The sequence below is a fragment of the Algoriphagus marinus genome (genome assembly GCF_001936475.1).
Lineage (GTDB): Bacteria > Bacteroidota > Bacteroidia > Cytophagales > Cyclobacteriaceae > Algoriphagus > Algoriphagus marinus.
Window position 1 is genome coordinate 157497 of sequence record NZ_MSPQ01000003.1, and the last position, 15363, is coordinate 172859.

16 protein-coding genes are annotated in these 15363 nt (G+C 41.0%); 7 read left to right on the forward strand and 9 right to left on the reverse strand.

All coding sequences use genetic code 11. The features are described from left to right. Positions 1–74 precede the first annotated feature (74 nt). Entirely contained in the window at positions 75–542 is a 468-nt protein-coding gene (locus BVC88_RS07445; protein ID WP_075350034.1) for an antitoxin Xre/MbcA/ParS toxin-binding domain-containing protein, read from the forward strand. Between the two features lie 4 nt (positions 543–546). Continuing rightward, complete coding sequence (locus tag BVC88_RS07450; RefSeq protein ID WP_075350035.1) at positions 547–1005, forward strand: RES family NAD+ phosphorylase; 459 nt, start codon at positions 547–549, stop codon at positions 1003–1005. Between the two features lie 49 nt (positions 1006–1054). Here the strand turns inward: BVC88_RS07450 and guaB are convergent, their stop codons facing one another. The 5 genes from guaB to BVC88_RS07475 form a co-directional block, all read right to left on the reverse strand. Continuing rightward, complete coding sequence (gene guaB, locus BVC88_RS07455) at positions 1055–2533, reverse strand: IMP dehydrogenase (protein ID WP_075350036.1); 1479 nt, start codon at positions 2531–2533, stop codon at positions 1055–1057. Positions 2534–2673: 140 nt separating this feature from the next. Beyond that, positions 2674–3435, reverse strand: a complete 762-nt coding sequence (locus BVC88_RS07460; protein WP_075350037.1) for a hypothetical protein — start codon at positions 3433–3435, stop codon at positions 2674–2676. Then, positions 3413–3865, reverse strand: coding sequence for an ABA4-like family protein (locus BVC88_RS07465; RefSeq protein ID WP_075350038.1), 453 nt, complete (start codon positions 3863–3865; stop codon positions 3413–3415). The genes BVC88_RS07460 and BVC88_RS07465 overlap by 23 nt, the downstream gene beginning before the upstream one ends. A 60-nt stretch (positions 3866–3925) precedes the next feature. Then, positions 3926–5116: an RsmB/NOP family class I SAM-dependent RNA methyltransferase gene (locus BVC88_RS07470; protein WP_075350039.1), complete on the reverse strand. Its 1191-nt coding sequence runs from the start codon at positions 5114–5116 to the stop codon at positions 3926–3928. A gap of 57 nt (positions 5117–5173) precedes the next feature. Beyond that, a complete protein-coding gene (locus BVC88_RS07475; RefSeq protein ID WP_075350040.1) occupies positions 5174–5977 on the reverse strand; it encodes a hypothetical protein in 804 nt (267 codons plus the stop codon). Between the two features lie 58 nt (positions 5978–6035). Between BVC88_RS07475 and prmC the strand changes: the two genes are divergently transcribed. After that, positions 6036–6881, forward strand: coding sequence for a peptide chain release factor N(5)-glutamine methyltransferase (gene prmC / locus BVC88_RS07480; RefSeq protein WP_075350041.1), 846 nt, complete (start codon positions 6036–6038; stop codon positions 6879–6881). A gap of 107 nt (positions 6882–6988) precedes the next feature. Here the strand turns inward: prmC and BVC88_RS07485 are convergent, their stop codons facing one another. Continuing rightward, positions 6989–7600, reverse strand: coding sequence for a thiamine pyrophosphokinase (locus BVC88_RS07485; RefSeq protein ID WP_075350042.1), 612 nt, complete (start codon positions 7598–7600; stop codon positions 6989–6991). Next, the gene (locus BVC88_RS07490; RefSeq protein WP_075350043.1) at positions 7600–8589 is read right to left on the reverse strand and encodes a dipeptidase; all 990 of its coding nucleotides are present in this window, start codon (positions 8587–8589) and stop codon (positions 7600–7602) included. The genes BVC88_RS07485 and BVC88_RS07490 overlap by 1 nt, the downstream gene beginning before the upstream one ends. Positions 8590–8687: 98 nt before the next feature. Here BVC88_RS07490 and BVC88_RS07495 point away from each other — a divergent pair, with 98 nt between their 5' ends. The 3 genes from BVC88_RS07495 (at position 8688) to BVC88_RS07505 (ending at position 11967) form a co-directional block, all read left to right on the forward strand. Further along, the gene (locus BVC88_RS07495; protein WP_075350044.1) at positions 8688–9200 is read left to right on the forward strand and encodes a 3-hydroxyanthranilate 3,4-dioxygenase; all 513 of its coding nucleotides are present in this window, start codon (positions 8688–8690) and stop codon (positions 9198–9200) included. 111 nt (positions 9201–9311) lie between these two features. After that, positions 9312–10589, forward strand: a complete 1278-nt coding sequence (gene kynU / locus BVC88_RS07500; protein WP_075350179.1) for a kynureninase — start codon at positions 9312–9314, stop codon at positions 10587–10589. Positions 10590–10614: 25 nt separating this feature from the next. Then, positions 10615–11967 (forward strand): FAD-dependent oxidoreductase, encoded by a 1353-nt coding sequence (locus tag BVC88_RS07505; protein WP_075350045.1) that lies wholly within the window; start codon positions 10615–10617, stop codon positions 11965–11967. 216 nt (positions 11968–12183) lie between these two features. Here the strand turns inward: BVC88_RS07505 and pheS are convergent, their stop codons facing one another. Next, complete coding sequence (gene pheS / locus BVC88_RS07510) at positions 12184–13212, reverse strand: phenylalanine--tRNA ligase subunit alpha (protein WP_075350046.1); 1029 nt, start codon at positions 13210–13212, stop codon at positions 12184–12186. A 369-nt stretch (positions 13213–13581) separates the two neighbouring features. On the opposite strand from pheS, the gene BVC88_RS07515 reads away from it, so the two are divergent. Continuing rightward, positions 13582–14148, forward strand: coding sequence for a fasciclin domain-containing protein (locus BVC88_RS07515; RefSeq protein ID WP_075350047.1), 567 nt, complete (start codon positions 13582–13584; stop codon positions 14146–14148). A gap of 66 nt (positions 14149–14214) precedes the next feature. On the opposite strand, the gene BVC88_RS07520 is transcribed toward BVC88_RS07515, so the two are convergent. After that, the gene (locus BVC88_RS07520) at positions 14215–15294 is read right to left on the reverse strand and encodes a BF3164 family lipoprotein (protein WP_075350048.1); all 1080 of its coding nucleotides are present in this window, start codon (positions 15292–15294) and stop codon (positions 14215–14217) included. Positions 15295–15363 lie beyond the last annotated feature (69 nt).

Consider the following 15363-nt stretch of genomic DNA (forward strand, 5'->3'; position numbering starts at 1 on the left):
GTTATCTTATTTGCATGAATTTAATATTGCATTTGAAAAATTAGTATCTTTAAATAAATTAAACTTAGAAGATCATGGCACATGCTTGGAAAATCTCTTTCGGAGGTCAGGATTCTGATACGCTTCTTACCGGGCAGAAGCCCTATCATTTTTTCAATGATTCGCCAATTGTGGCGAATGAGCCAGAACTATTATATGGAGAAGTGCTTGATTTCAAGGACACATCGGTACTTTTTGATTTTTTAGAGTTTACCCAAGCAGATATATCAGAACTGTTGGAGGTAGATCCCAGCACACTTTTTCGCTGGAAAAAGGATGAGAAAAAGCTAAGCAAAGTACTCACTAAAAATATTTTGGATATGGACAAAGTCATCGCAAAAGGGATCCGGATTTTTGGATCTGAGCAGGCACTAGCTGATTGGCTCCAGACTTCTAATTCTTCCCTCGGTAATCAAAAGCCTGCCCAAGTTCTTAAGAATCCATACGGCATCGAGTTGGTAGATCAGGCTATGGAAGCGATGTCTTGGGGAGCGATTCTCTGATTTGATGCGTTGTTTTAGATTGATTGAGGATTTGCTGGGTCGGTCACCGCTGGGATATGGCATGGCGCCAGCGAGATGGAATTTATTTGGGACTCCTATCTTATATGCTTGCAGTGTGAGTTCACTCAATTTTTTGGAACTATTAAGTATCAAAGGAGCTATGGTCACTCAAAGCAAGTGGAAGCTGGTAGAATTAGAAATTACTGGAATAATCCCAGAACTGGATGCCAGCCAACTTTCTCCGGATTGGAAAAACAGGCCCTACCATCGATCAACTCAAGAGCTGGGAACTGCCTGGGCTAAAGGGATGATTTCATTAGGGCTAAAAATTCCTTCTTGCCGAATTCCGCTGACTTCCTATCCTTCGGAATGTAATTTATTGATCAATCCTTTTCATCCGGATTTTTTGAAAAGCATAGAAGTCGTCAGGGAATTAGACGTAAGTTTTGAAGTGAATTCATAAAAAAAGACCAGATAATACTGGTCTTTTTTGTTAATAATTTTTCTTCGATTTATGACTTCACCGAGTAGTTAGGAGCCTCGCGGGTCACGCTTACGTCATGTGGGTGAGATTCTTTCACACCGGCAGCTGTGATTTTTACGAACTTCCCGTTTTTCTGAAGGTCCTCGACTGTTCGGGTTCCGCAATAGCCCATTCCTGCTTGAAGTCCACCTACTAATTGGTAAAGAACTTCCGCAACTAGCCCTTTGTATGGCACTCGGCCTACGATTCCCTCAGGAACAAGTTTCTTGATATTATCTTCAGCATCTTGGAAGTAGCGGTCTTTTGAGCCCGATTCCATGGCTTCGAGTGAACCCATTCCTCGATAAGATTTGAATTTTCTTCCTTCGAAGATGATCATCTCACCTGGTGCTTCTTCAGTACCGGCAAGCAATGAACCGATCATGATAGAACTTCCACCTGCTGCTATAGCTTTTACCAAATCACCGGAATATCTGATTCCACCATCAGCGATTACCGGTACTCCTCGATGCTTCAGTACTTCCGCACATTCAAAAACAGCAGAAAGCTGAGGTACACCTACCCCGGCGATGATTCTAGTGGTACAGATAGATCCAGGTCCAACTCCGACTTTCACGGCATCTGCACCGGCATCAGCCAAAGCGATTGCTGCTTCAGGAGTAGCGATATTCCCTACGATCACTTCAAGGTCAGGAAATGCATCCTTTATTTTTCTACAGGTTTCGATTACTCCTCTGGAGTGACCATGTGCAGTATCAATGGATACAACGTCTACACCAGCATTTTTTAGGGCTTCAACTCTTGCTACTATATCAGATGTGACTCCAACTGCGGCACCTACGCGTAATCTTCCGTATTCATCCTTACAAGCATGAGGCTTATCCTTTCGCTTCAAGATATCCTTATAGGTGATTAGACCTGTCAATTTATACTCATCGTCAACGATGGGTAATTTTTCAATTTTGTATTCCTGAAGTATTTCCTCCGCCTCTTCAAGGGATACACCTGACTTAGCTGTAATCAGATTACTGGTAGTCATAATCTCCCGAATAGGTCGATTTTGATCTTTGATAAATCGTAAATCTCTATTCGTGATGATTCCTTTAAGGACTTTGTCTTTATCTACCACTGGAATACCTCCAATTGAGAATTCGCGCATGATTGCTTCAGCGTCTCGCACAAAAGAATCAATATGAAGCGTAATCGGGTCCAAAATCATCCCTGCTTGAGATCGTTTTACTTTTCTCACCTGAGCAGCTTGTTGGTCGATAGACATGTTTTTATGGATAAATCCCAGACCACCTTCCAAAGCAATTGCAATTGCCAATTCAGCTTCAGTCACCGTATCCATAGCGGCGGAGACCAAAGGAATATTCAATCTAATTTTCTTGGTGAGTTGGGTGGAGGTATTCGTGTCGCGGGGAAGGACTTCTGAATAACCTGGGACTAGAAGCACATCATCATAAGTGAGGGCTTCGTAGAGGAACTTATCGGAGTTTCTGTTCATGGCAAATATTGGTTATAGGTAACCCTATTTGCCCGTCAAAGTTAAAGACAAAATCCGAAGCTGGACTAGTACCTCCGAAAATTTATTTTGAATAAGTGGCTTTTAAATAAGTTTTCTTGTTAAAAATTTTGATTCTTGACTCAAAATAGACTTTTCCCCTGCAAACTGAGCCAGAAGATTGCTGAACTCATTAAAAAATAAGCGATTCCAAAAATGGTCATTTTCTTAGGATCATTTTTGAAAATGTACCAGCCAATCAAGGATAATACTTGCAAAGCATGTAAACCTAAGAAGTGAAAAATTCGAAGATCTCCATAAGCTTTTGCCCAGCCTAAAAGAAAATAGCCTGGTTGACCGTCGGAAGCTCCTACGGTATGAGTTAGCCTGCCTGCCATTAAATAACCTTCATAGCCACCGATCAGAAAAATAATCAATCCCAATTGAATACCTCTCTTATAGCCACTGGGCAGAGTTTTCACTTTTGAAATGAGGGATAGAAGGTAAATAAAACAAAGGGAGTTCAAAAAAATCAAAATTCCCATGGCACCAAAAATTGCTCCATCCAAAGGAGTTGAAATATTGAAATGAGATGGTTTTCCTTGGATAGCTTGGAATAAAATCAAAACCAGTTCTCCGGTCAATAGTAGAAAAACACTTACTGAAATAAAATTGATGGCTTTTTTATTGGGGATGTCTGTCATGATCCATCCTATCGTCCAAAAAAGTATGGTGGTGGACAGAAAGAATTTGAAGGGTTTGTTCCAAATGCTTGCCCCCAATAATTCCCGAGAATCAAAAAGTGGAAGAATAGCTAATCCAAAACATATTAGAAGGTAAACTAATCCTGAATCCGCTAAGAGCCGATTTCTTCTTCTGAGCTCAAGAAACCAGCTTTGGATCATATGGATGTTGAGGGTATTTTTTCAAATGAATGATTCGGATCAAAATATAGATCAGAAGCCCTGCTGGACCTAGCATAAAGGTGAAAACCAAACAAGGCAGCAGAATCCAGCGATTTATTCCTCGCTTATCCCCATCATTACAAATCCACATACCGGTGAATAAATCAAACACCAGATAGTGTATCCAGCCTGCCAAGACTGCCTCATCTTTTCCGAAAAGTAGTTTGACATTCGCTAACGTATCAAAGCCACCCTGCGAATCTCCACCAATCCCTTGAAGAATAAAGAATAGGTAAAGACAAGCCATGAAGACAAATACAAAAGAGAAAAGGAAAGTATATACCCATCGTTTTTGATACAAAACAAAAAGTAATATCCAACTCAGTAGCGCAAGAGAATTTGCGATGGAAAAAATTATTTCTAAGTCCATTTCAATAAAATTTAAAACCTAAGTTAATAATATCCTTTTGAAAATCAGAACCTTAAAAGATTATTTTTTCTTCTGAAGGCGAGCAATATAGAATCCATCAAAGCCACTTTCCTGAGCGAGTACCTTTTGATCTTCGATCAATTCAAAGTCTTTTCCTGCTTCTGAGGCTAAAAATTTTGCGACCTGATCCTGATTTTCGGAAGGAAGAATACTGCAAGTAGCATAGACTAGTTGTCCACCTGGCTTGACCATGGATGGATAGGATTGAAGAATTTCCTGCTGCGTTTGTCTCACTTTCTCGATGGACTCTTCGCTAAGTTTCCATTTTGTATCTGGATTTCTTCTCAAAACACCAAGACCTGAACATGGTACATCGAGCAATAAACGGTCTGCGGTATCCTTTAATCGTTTGATAGTCTTCGAACCTTCAATTACTTTCCGCTCGATGATGGATACACCATCTCTTCTCGCGCGAAGCTTAGTTTGCTGAAGTTTCCACTCTTCCACATCCATCGAGAGTACTTTTCCCTTATTCTGCATCAAGGCAGCAATATGAAGCGATTTTCCGCCAGCGCCAGCGCAGGCATCGATTACACGCATTCCTGGCTCTACTGCCAAAGCTGCGGCTACCAATTGAGAAGAAGCATCTTGTACTTCGAAAAGGCCTTCTTTAAAAGTTGGATGACGGAATACATTGGCCCGCTCATCCAAAATCAATGCGTCTGGATAGCCTTTGATGATGTGGGTGGAGATATTATCCTCTGCTAAGCGATTTTTCAAACGCTCACGAGTCGTCTTCAAAGTGTTCACCCTTAAAACTACCTGAGCTTCTTGATTCAAGGAATGGATTTCAGCTTCCCATTTTTCTCCCAATTCTTTTTTGCCTAGCTCAAAAAGCCAATCCGGAACAGATTCCAGTTTCGCAGGATCGTCCAACTTTTCGTACTTCTCTTTTAGTTTGTCAGGATTGATTCGGTTAAATTCCTCCCAAGGTGGAAGCGAATGTCCTTGCATCAACCAATAGGTGCCAAAAAGATCGTAGTAATCTTTCGAAGGACTGAGATAATTGATCAATCTCCACCAGCGAACCATCTCGTAGGTTGTCTCCGCAATGAAAGAACGATCTCTTGCTCCCCATTTTGGATTGGATTTTAAGGTACGCTCGATTACTTTATCAGCGTATTGACCTTCTTCGAATATTGCTTTTAAAGCGGTATGGACTCCGCGGATGGTGTTGTTATGTAGCTTCATGGAAATAAAATTCTCCACAAAGGTAGTTTTTCTTTCGGAGTCTTCAGATTCCTAGATTCAAAAGGGAGTAAAGACTAACCCAAAGCGGATTCCTTCGCGGGTGATAGCCGAGCCGAAGTCTGAGTAATTGCCGAAATAGCCTTGAGTCGCAGAGAGGAAGGGATCAAATGTTGCCAATCCATTGCTAAGATTATTTCGCTCATCATTTAGGGTTTGCTGTCTCAATTCAAGCAAATTTGCCCGTATTTCTAGCTTCAGCCAATTTGAAGCCTGAAATGCAAAAGCTGCATCTACGCCAAATCTCCAATTTTCCTCACTGATAGGGACTTCTATAGGACCTGGAAAAATGGAAAGGCAGTTTAAACAATAATCATAGAAAGTAAGATTGTAAGGATAATAAAAATCCATTGTGCCAGAGTTGCCTGATTCTCTTAAGACGTAGGGACTTAGATTAAAAGAAAATCTTTCATTTAGTTTAAAGTGCCTTCTTGCGAAGAGGCCAACTCCAAAAAGTTGATTATCAATGCTAGTCTGGTAATGGGTAGTCTGAGCATCTTGAGAAATCAAAATTCCATCCTCGTTAAAATTGGAGGAAAAAGTAGTCAAACTCAATGGTGAGATCTCCTCGACGTAAGAATTAAAACTCATCATGATTCCCAAATCCCACTTTTGATTGAGTTTTAATCCAATCATTGGACGTAAACTTCCAAAATTTTCATTTTTTAAACTTACTAAACCGGAAGTTTTAACTGATTTTTGCCAATAAGATCCATCGATTCCAATCCAAACTTTAGCATCTGACTGGGCAAAGGACTCGAAGAATAAACCCGATGCTAAAAGGAGTAAAAGTATTTTTTTCATATTTGGAGGATTGAGTTTGCTACTTTTACGGTTTTAGTATCTATCAAGGTTCATAAGAATGCCTAACTATTCAGAATTAGTCCAAAAACTTTCGTCTCAACTCGAAATCTATGATCGCCAGGAAGCGACTAGCTTGGTCAATTGGCTTTTGGAACATCACCTTGGGCTCCGAAGAGTGGATATGATGCATTTTTTGGAAGAAAAGGATTTACCCAAAAAGCTTTGGGATGATTTTGATCGACTCAAAAAGGGAGAACCCATTCAATACATTTTAGGGAAGGCTCCTTTTTATGGCCATGAATTTCTGGTGAACTCCTTTACCCTCATCCCCAGAAATGAAACCGAGGAGCTGGTTCATTTGATCCTTAAGGAAAATAAATCGCCCGGCTTGAAAGTTCTGGATATCGGCACAGGAACAGGTTGTATCCCGATTTCATTGGCTTTGGAGATGAATCAAGCTGAAGTTTATGGTTTGGATATTTCTGAAGAAGCCCTCGAGGTGGCTAGAAAAAACGCAAAACTACTTCATGCGGAGGTGACTTTCTTGAAATGTAATATTTTGGAAGAGCTTCCACCGATTGAAGACTTGGATGTTTTGGTAAGTAATCCCCCTTACATTCCCGAAAAGGGAAAGGCTGAAATGCATCAAAATGTATTGGATTTTGAACCCGGTTTAGCACTTTTTGTTCCTGATCATGATCCGTTGCTGTTCTATCGAGTCATCGCGGAGAAAGGTAAAAAATTATTAAAGCCAGGCGGTAGACTCTACTTCGAGATTCATGAAGAGTTCGGTGCAGGAGTACTTTCCTTGCTGGAGGAAAAGGGGTTTACAGAGCTAAGATTATTAAAAGATTTGAATGGGAAAGACAGAATGGTGGTCGGGAAGTGGGAGGCAGGAAGTTGAAACCAGACAATCCCTCTAATCTGGATTCAGGAATAAAATTTTTTAATTAAGACGATTTTTCAATGGCCCGCTTATCTTGATTCAATGAGTTGTCTTTCTAAAAAGTACTAGGAAATCTCCTCTCCAATCCAGAAAATTCCTGGAGCATTGATCTCGGTGATTCCTTCAGGAACTTCAATCATTGTCGCGTAAGTAATAGGAAGTAGAATTTCCCCTTCTGAATTTTTGATCTCTACCGGCATTCCCTCTTTTCCGTGGATATGAATGGAAGACGCTGCAAACCACTTTTTGAATTTCCCGGACTTGACTGGGTAGTATTTCCAGTTTCCATCGACCATGGTCAGGTTCATTAAGCCCAATTTTTCCTGAAGTTCAAATGCGCTTTGATGGGAAATCCCAAGCAAATGCACGGCTTCATGCTTGCTTGCCAAGAGGTATTGCAATCCTTCATTTAAAAAATCATCACTTTCAACGGTCAGGAATTTTACGGGATATTGCTCCTCCAGAAGTTGGAGGTTTTCTTTTTGAAAAGCAGCCGAGGCCAAAATTACATCGATTTTGATCCCCCAGCTCAGCACCCGATCCAAGGCTTTTTCGCTTACCAAAATCGTCGGCACCCATTCCAAAAGCCCAGAAATTCGCTCAAATTCAATGTTGGCGGCATCTAAAATAAATACCGCAGGCTCCTGTTGCTCTTTTACAAAATGGTGAGATGACATTAGCTCCAGAGTTTTTTATAGAAGTTAAGAGCATTTTCAAAAGCCAAGCCTTTGAGTTGCTTTTCGGTTAGGTCAAGTTCCAAGCTATCTAAAAGCAAAGGGTATTTTCCGGCATTTTCTGCCAAAGGAAAGTAGAATGGGATTCGGCTCGGATCGCCAAAGTTTTTGGTGTAGAAAAAGTCAGCCCCAAAGCAGATGTTTTTCTCTGCCCCAACTTCAAACCCATGCAAAATATGCTCAAATAATCGCTCCGGAACATCGGTATCTAAAAATGCCCGAAGGAAATTCACTCCGATGATTCCGCCTCGATGGATGATTTCTTTAGCAAACTCATCAGTCAAGTTGCGTCGATGGTTCCAGATTGCTCTAAAATTTGAATGACTTGCAATCACCTTGACATCAAGTTTCTGGCTATCGATGTGAGTCAGGATTCCTTCAGCCAAAAGATCGGAAGTATGAGAAAGGTCAATTGGGATTTGCTTACCAGACATGTAATCCAACAACTTCTTACCATCATCTTTCAGGCCGATTCCATCGGTATAATTTCCGCCTCCAAATCGATTTTCGGTATGGTGAGTCAGGCTGATGTAAGCCAATTTTCCCACTTGGCTGATTATGGAATCAAACTGAGTATAGATTTCCGGCCAGGAAGCGGATTCATTTCCTAGTCCAGCGGCATTTTCTACCGAAGTGATGATTCCAACCTGCTTTTGTTTTGCCCAATCTGAAAGAAAGGAATTGTCAACAAAAGCTAGATCGATAGGGTTATGCTGAAGAAGTTTGGAAAAAATGCTCGCTTGTTTGCTTGCCAGTTTCATGCTTTCGGGTCTGACATCGGTATAGATTGCCATCACTTGCATCCGTACTCCTCCGGCGATCAGCCAGGGAATCGCACAGGCGATGTCATCTTTGGAATAAGGGTTGGCACTTGGGACACTGCATAAGTAAGAAAGCAGGTCGCAGTGCATGTCAATAATAGGCAGACGCATGGATTTTGGGCTTTTGAACAAAGTAAACCAAAAAACGGGGGTTTTTTAATACTTTTAAGACTGATTCAAATCGAGGATTTCCCAACAAAACAAAGATTATGGCAGTATCAAAACCTTTCAATTTTAAAAAGTGGATCGATGAAAACCGACCTTTGTTGAAGCCTCCGGTAGGTAATCAGCAGGTTTTCAAGGGAAATGAGGATTTTATTGTGATGGTGGTAGGTGGTCCAAACTCCCGGAAGGATTATCATTACGATGAAGGGGAGGAGTTTTTCTATCAATTGGAAGGGGATATTATCTTGAAAATCATTGAGGACGGGAAGCCCAAAGACATCGAAATCAAAGAAGGTGAAATTTTTCTTCTGCCTCCAAGAGTCCCCCATTCTCCAAGAAGACCAGCGAATACAATCGGTTTGGTTATCGAGCGCTATAGAAGAGCGGGGGAGCAGGATGGGTTTATTTGGCACTGCGAAAACTGTGGGGAACTACTCTACGAGGAGTATGTTGAACTCACCGATATAGTCAACCAACTTCCTCCGATTATGGATAGATTCTGGAATAATCCGGAGCATTGTACCTGCAAAAATTGTGGAACAGTAATGAAGAAATGAGTGCAGTGGGCAGTTTTCCAGTGAGCCGTTTGCAGTTAGACATGACGAATAAACATATTTCGTCTTCTAACTTTGCCACTTTCCAAATTCAAACCTTTCAACCTGAAAAAAATGAACTACGAATATTCTGAAGCTTTTGCTCAAAAGATGGATCAAAATGATCCCTTGGAAAGTTTCCGTGACCGATTTCTATTTCCAAAAGTAAATGGCAAAGAAGCCATCTATTTTTGTGGCAATTCTTTAGGACTTCAGCCAAAATCTGTCAAAGACTATTTGGAAAAAGAGCTAGGAAATTGGGCTGACTTGGCAGTGGATGGACATTTTGAAGGCGAGGATGCTTGGATGTTTGTTCGCCAGAAATCGAAGCCAGCTTTGGCGGAAATTCTTGGCACGCATCCCCATGAAGTTGTGGCGATGAATAACCTCACTGTGAACCTACACTTGCTAATGGTCTCTTTTTACAGGCCTACCAAGGATCGCTATAAAATTATTATCGAAGCCGGAGCTTTTCCTTCGGATCAATACATGCTGGAATCTCAAGTGAAATGGCATGGTTTGAACCCGGAGGAAGTGATCGTAGAGCTCAAGCCAAGAGTTGGAGAGCATACGTTAAGAACCGAAGATATTCTGGCGGAAATTCACCGCCAAGGTGATTTGCTGGCCATGGTGAATATGGCGGGAATTCAATATTACACCGGGCAGCTTTTTGATATGAAGACGATCACTGCTGCAGCTCATGCTGTCGGGGCAGTTGCTGGATTTGACTTAGCACATGCCGCAGGTAACGCCCCTTTAAGTCTTCATGACTGGGAGGTCGACTTTGCTACTTGGTGTAGTTATAAATACATGAATTCCGGTCCGGGGAATGTTTCAGGAATCTATGTTCATGAAAAATATGCAGATCGACCTGATTTACCACGGTTTGCAGGATGGTGGGGACATGATGAAGGGAAGAGATTTCTGATGGAAAAGGGATTTATCCCCATGCATGGAGCAGACGGTTGGCAGTTGGCCAATTCAAATATTCTGGCTTTGGCAGCACATCAGGCTTCTTTGGATATTTTTCAGGAAGCTGGGATAAAGAATTTGCGAGAAAAAAGTGAAAAACTTACAGGTTATCTGGAATTTTTAATCCGTCAAATCAGCGGTAAATCAGGTGTTTTGGAAATAATTACACCAGAAAACCCTGCCGAAAGAGGCTGTCAATTATCTTTGCTGATTCATCAGGGAGGCAAAGCAGTCTTTGATGAGTTTTATAAACATGGCGTGGTTGGGGACTGGAGAAATCCTAATGTAATCCGATTGGCTCCTACTCCGCTATATAACAGCTTCTTGGATGTTTTCCGTTTTGCTCAGATTTTGGAACAATCCTTGAAAAAATTCGCTTAAAGAGAAGCATGGATAAACTATCCGAATGAAAAAAAACGAAATAACTATTCTGGGTGCTGGTCTTATCGGTACACTGATGGCAATATATCTCAAACGTCAAGGTCTGGAAGTTTCTGTCTACGACAAGCGTCCTGACAAGCGTCAAAAACCTTACGATGAAGGTGGCAGATCCATCAATATGGCGTTGAGCCATCGGGGTTGGAAAGCCCTTGAGGAGGTTGGGCTAAAGGATAAAGTGCTCCCTATTGCGATCCCAATGTATGGTCGTAAGATTCATGATGAGCATGGAGGGACTTCATTTATTCCTTATGGAAAGGTCAATCAAGCCATTTATTCTATTTCCAGAGGAAAATTCAATCAACTTCTTGCCGAGGAAGGCGAACGATTGGGAGTGAATTTCAATTTCGAGCATAAGTGTGTTAATGTAGATTTCCGAAATCAGGAAATCACTTTCGAAACTGAGCAAGGAGAATCTAAAATAATCGCTTCTGCAATTATTGGTGCCGACGGTGCTTATTCTGCGCTTCGTATGTCTATGCAGAAGCAGATCCGTTTCAATTACAAACAGGAATACATTTCCCACGGCTACAAAGAATTGACGATTCCGGCTACCCCAGAAGGTGAATTTGCCATGGATCCGAATGCTTTGCATATCTGGCCAAGAGGAAAGTTTATGCTGATTGCATTGCCTAACCCGGATAAGTCATTTACCTGCACTCTCTTTTTGCCATTTGAAGGGACAAAAGTTTGTTTCGATAAAATCAATGATGATCAGGATTTAGAGTCTGTATTCAAAACCTATTTTGATGATGCCTATCAGCTCATGCCGGATTTGAAAACAGAATTCTTCAAAAACCCTACTGCTGCCTTGATCAATGTGGAGTGCTATCCTTGGGTGCAAGGAACAAGTATATTGCTAGGTGATGCCTCGCATGCAATGGTACCTTTTTATGGGCAGGGCATGAACTGTGGCTTTGAGGATTGCTCGATCTTAAATGGTTTAATTGATAAGTTGGGGACAAATTCCTGGAGTTTGGTATTTGAAAAGTTTCAAAAGAAACGAAAGTCAGATACGGATGCCATCTGCCAATTAGCAATGGAAAACTTTGTGGAGATGCGGGATTCTGTCTCTGATCCTAAGTTTATTATCCGCAAGAAGATTGAGGCAAAGCTTCACGAACTCTATCCGAATGATTGGATTCCACTGTATTCTATGGTGACTTTCTCAGATATGGGTTATGCGGAAGCTTATGCTCAAGGGAAGCTTCAGGAGACTATTATGAATCGGGTAATGGCAGATCCACTGATCACCGAAAACTGGAATAAACTCGATTACGAGGATATACTTTACAAGATGGAAACGTCAAAAGCGGTTTAAGAATCTTTTAGCCGCGAAGGCCACGAAGGGTTTCACAGAGGCCGCAAAGTTTTTAAGTCAGAAAGCTCAAATCAGAAAACTGAAAATTTACCCCGGTTCGTGACTTCACGAAAGGCAATCAGTTAAAGCTTTTTTTAACCGCACAAAGGTTTGACAGAGACAAAAAAAGGGAGGCAATTTTATTATTGCCTCCCTTTTCATTTTGTATTTCTTCTGCTAGAGCACCGTTCGGAATTGCTTCAGAAATCTGGAATCATTCTCTGTGAATAGTCTCAAATCTTTGATCTGATATTTCAGCATCGCGATTCGCTCGATACCCATCCCGAAAGCAAATCCGGTATATTTTTTAGAATCGATGCCACAGTTTTCCAGCACATTCGGATCGACCATTCCAGAACCTCCGATCTCTACCCAGCCGCTGCCTTTGCAGACGTTACAACCTTTGCCACCACAGATCAAGCATGTGATATCAATCTCAGCACTTGGCTCGGTAAAAGGGAAGAAAGAAGGTCGGAAACGGACTTTGGTTTCCTTGCCAAACATCTCCTTAGCGAAATGGTAAAGCGTATTTTTCAAGTCAGCGAAACCAACATTTTCATCCACATAAAGTCCCTCCACCTGATGGAAAATACAATGCGCACGAGCAGAGATGGCTTCATTTCGATATACTCTTCCTGGAGAAAGGGTACGAATTGGAGGTTTTTGATTCTCCATTACTCGCACTTGGACCGAGGAGGTATGTGTTCGCAAAGCGATATCCGGATTCTTTTCGATGAAAAAAGTATCCTGCATCTCCCGAGCCGGGTGATTTTCAGGGAAGTTTAATGCGGTGAAATTATGCCAATCGTCCTCGATCTCTGGTCCTTCGGAGAGGTTGAAACCGATCCGCTCAAAGATCTCAATGATCCGCTGTCTAGTAGCGGTGAGCGGATGAATTCCGCCCATTGGGAGATTTGAAGGAGGTAGCGTGAGGTCGATTCCAGCAGATTTCGATTTTTTGTTGGTCGAATTGACCTTCTCGATTAATTCCTGAAAGCGTTCTTCCGCCAGTTGCTTAACGCTATTGACAAGTTGTCCGTAGGCTTTTTTCTCCTCATTGGGAATTTGGCCCATGGCACCAAAGAGTTCACCCACGATACTTTTCTTGGAGATAAACTCCATTCGGTAAGCTTCCAGTTGCTCGGGGGTATTCGCATCTGCTGCGGCGATGGCAGCTTTGATGGCTTCTATTTTCTCTTGGTACATGGGATTCTTTTTATTCGAATGACAAAGCTAAGGCTTTTGGGGTTTTTTGGAAACCTAAATTGATATTCAAAAGAGCCCATTGAAAGATTGAAAAATTGGAAAATTAAGGTCCCTTGAGATTCAGGTTAATCTATTGCGGCTTTTAATAATTCTAAGATGATAAATGCCATAGAATTTAGGTTAGAAAATGAAATCTATCTCAATCAGTCTTTTGTCCTTGGTAATCAATACTAGGAGTTCAAAGAATCTCGTAAATCGTATTTCGCCTTTCGAATTTTTTTCAACCCTCCTCAATCCAATCATCCAGTCCCCCTCGTATCTCCTTCCAAATACAAAAACTAACAAAAATCAATCTTAACAAACAACATCATGAAAATTCAAAATTATTTCAAAGTGGCACTGCTTGCCTTCGCATTTTTAACAGCAAATCTAGCCTTTGCTCAAATGGAAAAAACCAAAATGGTCGGTGGAGCAGAAATGTATCCTTCCAAAAACATCGTAGAGAATGCAGTCAATTCTGCGGATCACACTACACTAGTAGCAGCAGTAAAAGCAGCAGGTTTGGTGGAGACACTTCAGGGCAAAGGTCCATTTACCGTTTTCGCTCCTGAGAATTCTGCTTTTGACAAGCTTCCAAAAGGAACCGTTGAGACACTTCTAAAGCCTGAAAACAAAGCGCAATTGCAAGCAGTATTAACTTACCACGTCGTGGCCGGAAAAATGGGATCCAAAGAAATCGCGGAAGCCATCAAAAAAGGAAATGGTAAAGCGACTTTGACAACGGTTCAAGGTGGAACATTGACCGCTTGGATGAAAGGCAAAGACCTATACATCACAGATGCAAATGGTGGCCAGTCTAGAGTAACAATCGCCGATGTATTCCAGTCTAATGGAGTGATTCACTCAGTGGATACAGTAGTATTGCCAAAGATGTAATTCCTTAAGGAATATTTACTGAAAAAGCCGCTTGAATTTGATTTCAAGCGGCTTTTTTCATTCAGTTTATTTCTTCAACAATTCCTTCGGGATATCAAAGACTGCGATTCCAGGCTCTTCATCGGTTGTGATGCCGTAGATTTTACCAAGGGATTCATCTACGGTAATTCCACTCACCGATTGGTTTAAGTCTAATTTAGCATGCATTTCGCCATTAAATGTTAGGACATAAATCGTTTCAGAGTTTTTTCCCAACTTCTGGATTTCGTCTTGGCTTTTCCCAGAGTATAGACCAAAAATAAACTTTTGACCCACTGCTAGATCCCAAAAACCATATTTTTGATCCGTGGAGAAAACTAGGGCTGAATTTGAACCCGATCCAGAGATATTAGCAGGAGGGAGCTCTAGTCTTGGCCCATCTACTATTGTAATTTTTTTAGTTTCGTAATCGAGTATTTCCAATCGATCTCGATAAATACTTGCTTTTACAAAAACATTCTTTTCGGCATTTGTTTTTAGCCTTCCTTTGTTATAGGTCATTAGCAGGAAATTATCCATTTCTGGTTGCTCCGGGATTTGCTCCCATTTTCCAAACGCCGCCACTTGATTCCCATCAAAATCAAACTCTGTTAATTTGTTTGGGCTATCTGCCATCATGCACATAAAAGTGCCCTTATTGGTCAAATACATGGTATAAGCAAGTATCATATTTTCTGGTTGGCGATATTCCATAATCGAAAGTCTGGAAGTATCATATAGATTAAATTGCGCCATCTTTTTGATCATCACTGCATTGATCCAAAAAGTAGAATCTGAAAGTCCAGGATCAAAGATGTCAGAGTCTGATATTTGACCAGGCCCTTCGCCACTAATGCCTTTTGAGGAATAGTAGGAGAGTGGTTCTTTACTGACAATATGAATTAAAGGTTTATCCGAAGGTATCCGATAGCTTTCCTGAACTATTAAAAACTCTCCTTTTTGGTCTATTTTCCAAGGATTAAGGATTTCTGGAAAGTATATTTTTTGGCCTTTTAATTCAAATGAGGGTTTTCCATTTCGTTCAAAATCAAAAACGGAAGTAGGTTTATCAAAATTGCAGCTTGAAAAAAGAAATAATAAAAATATCGGTAAAAAGGCTTTTTCCATGCAAGTTTTATTTATTAGTAAACATTAGGTACATAAAGTAAAAAGAAATTATTCTTTGATTAAGTGTTG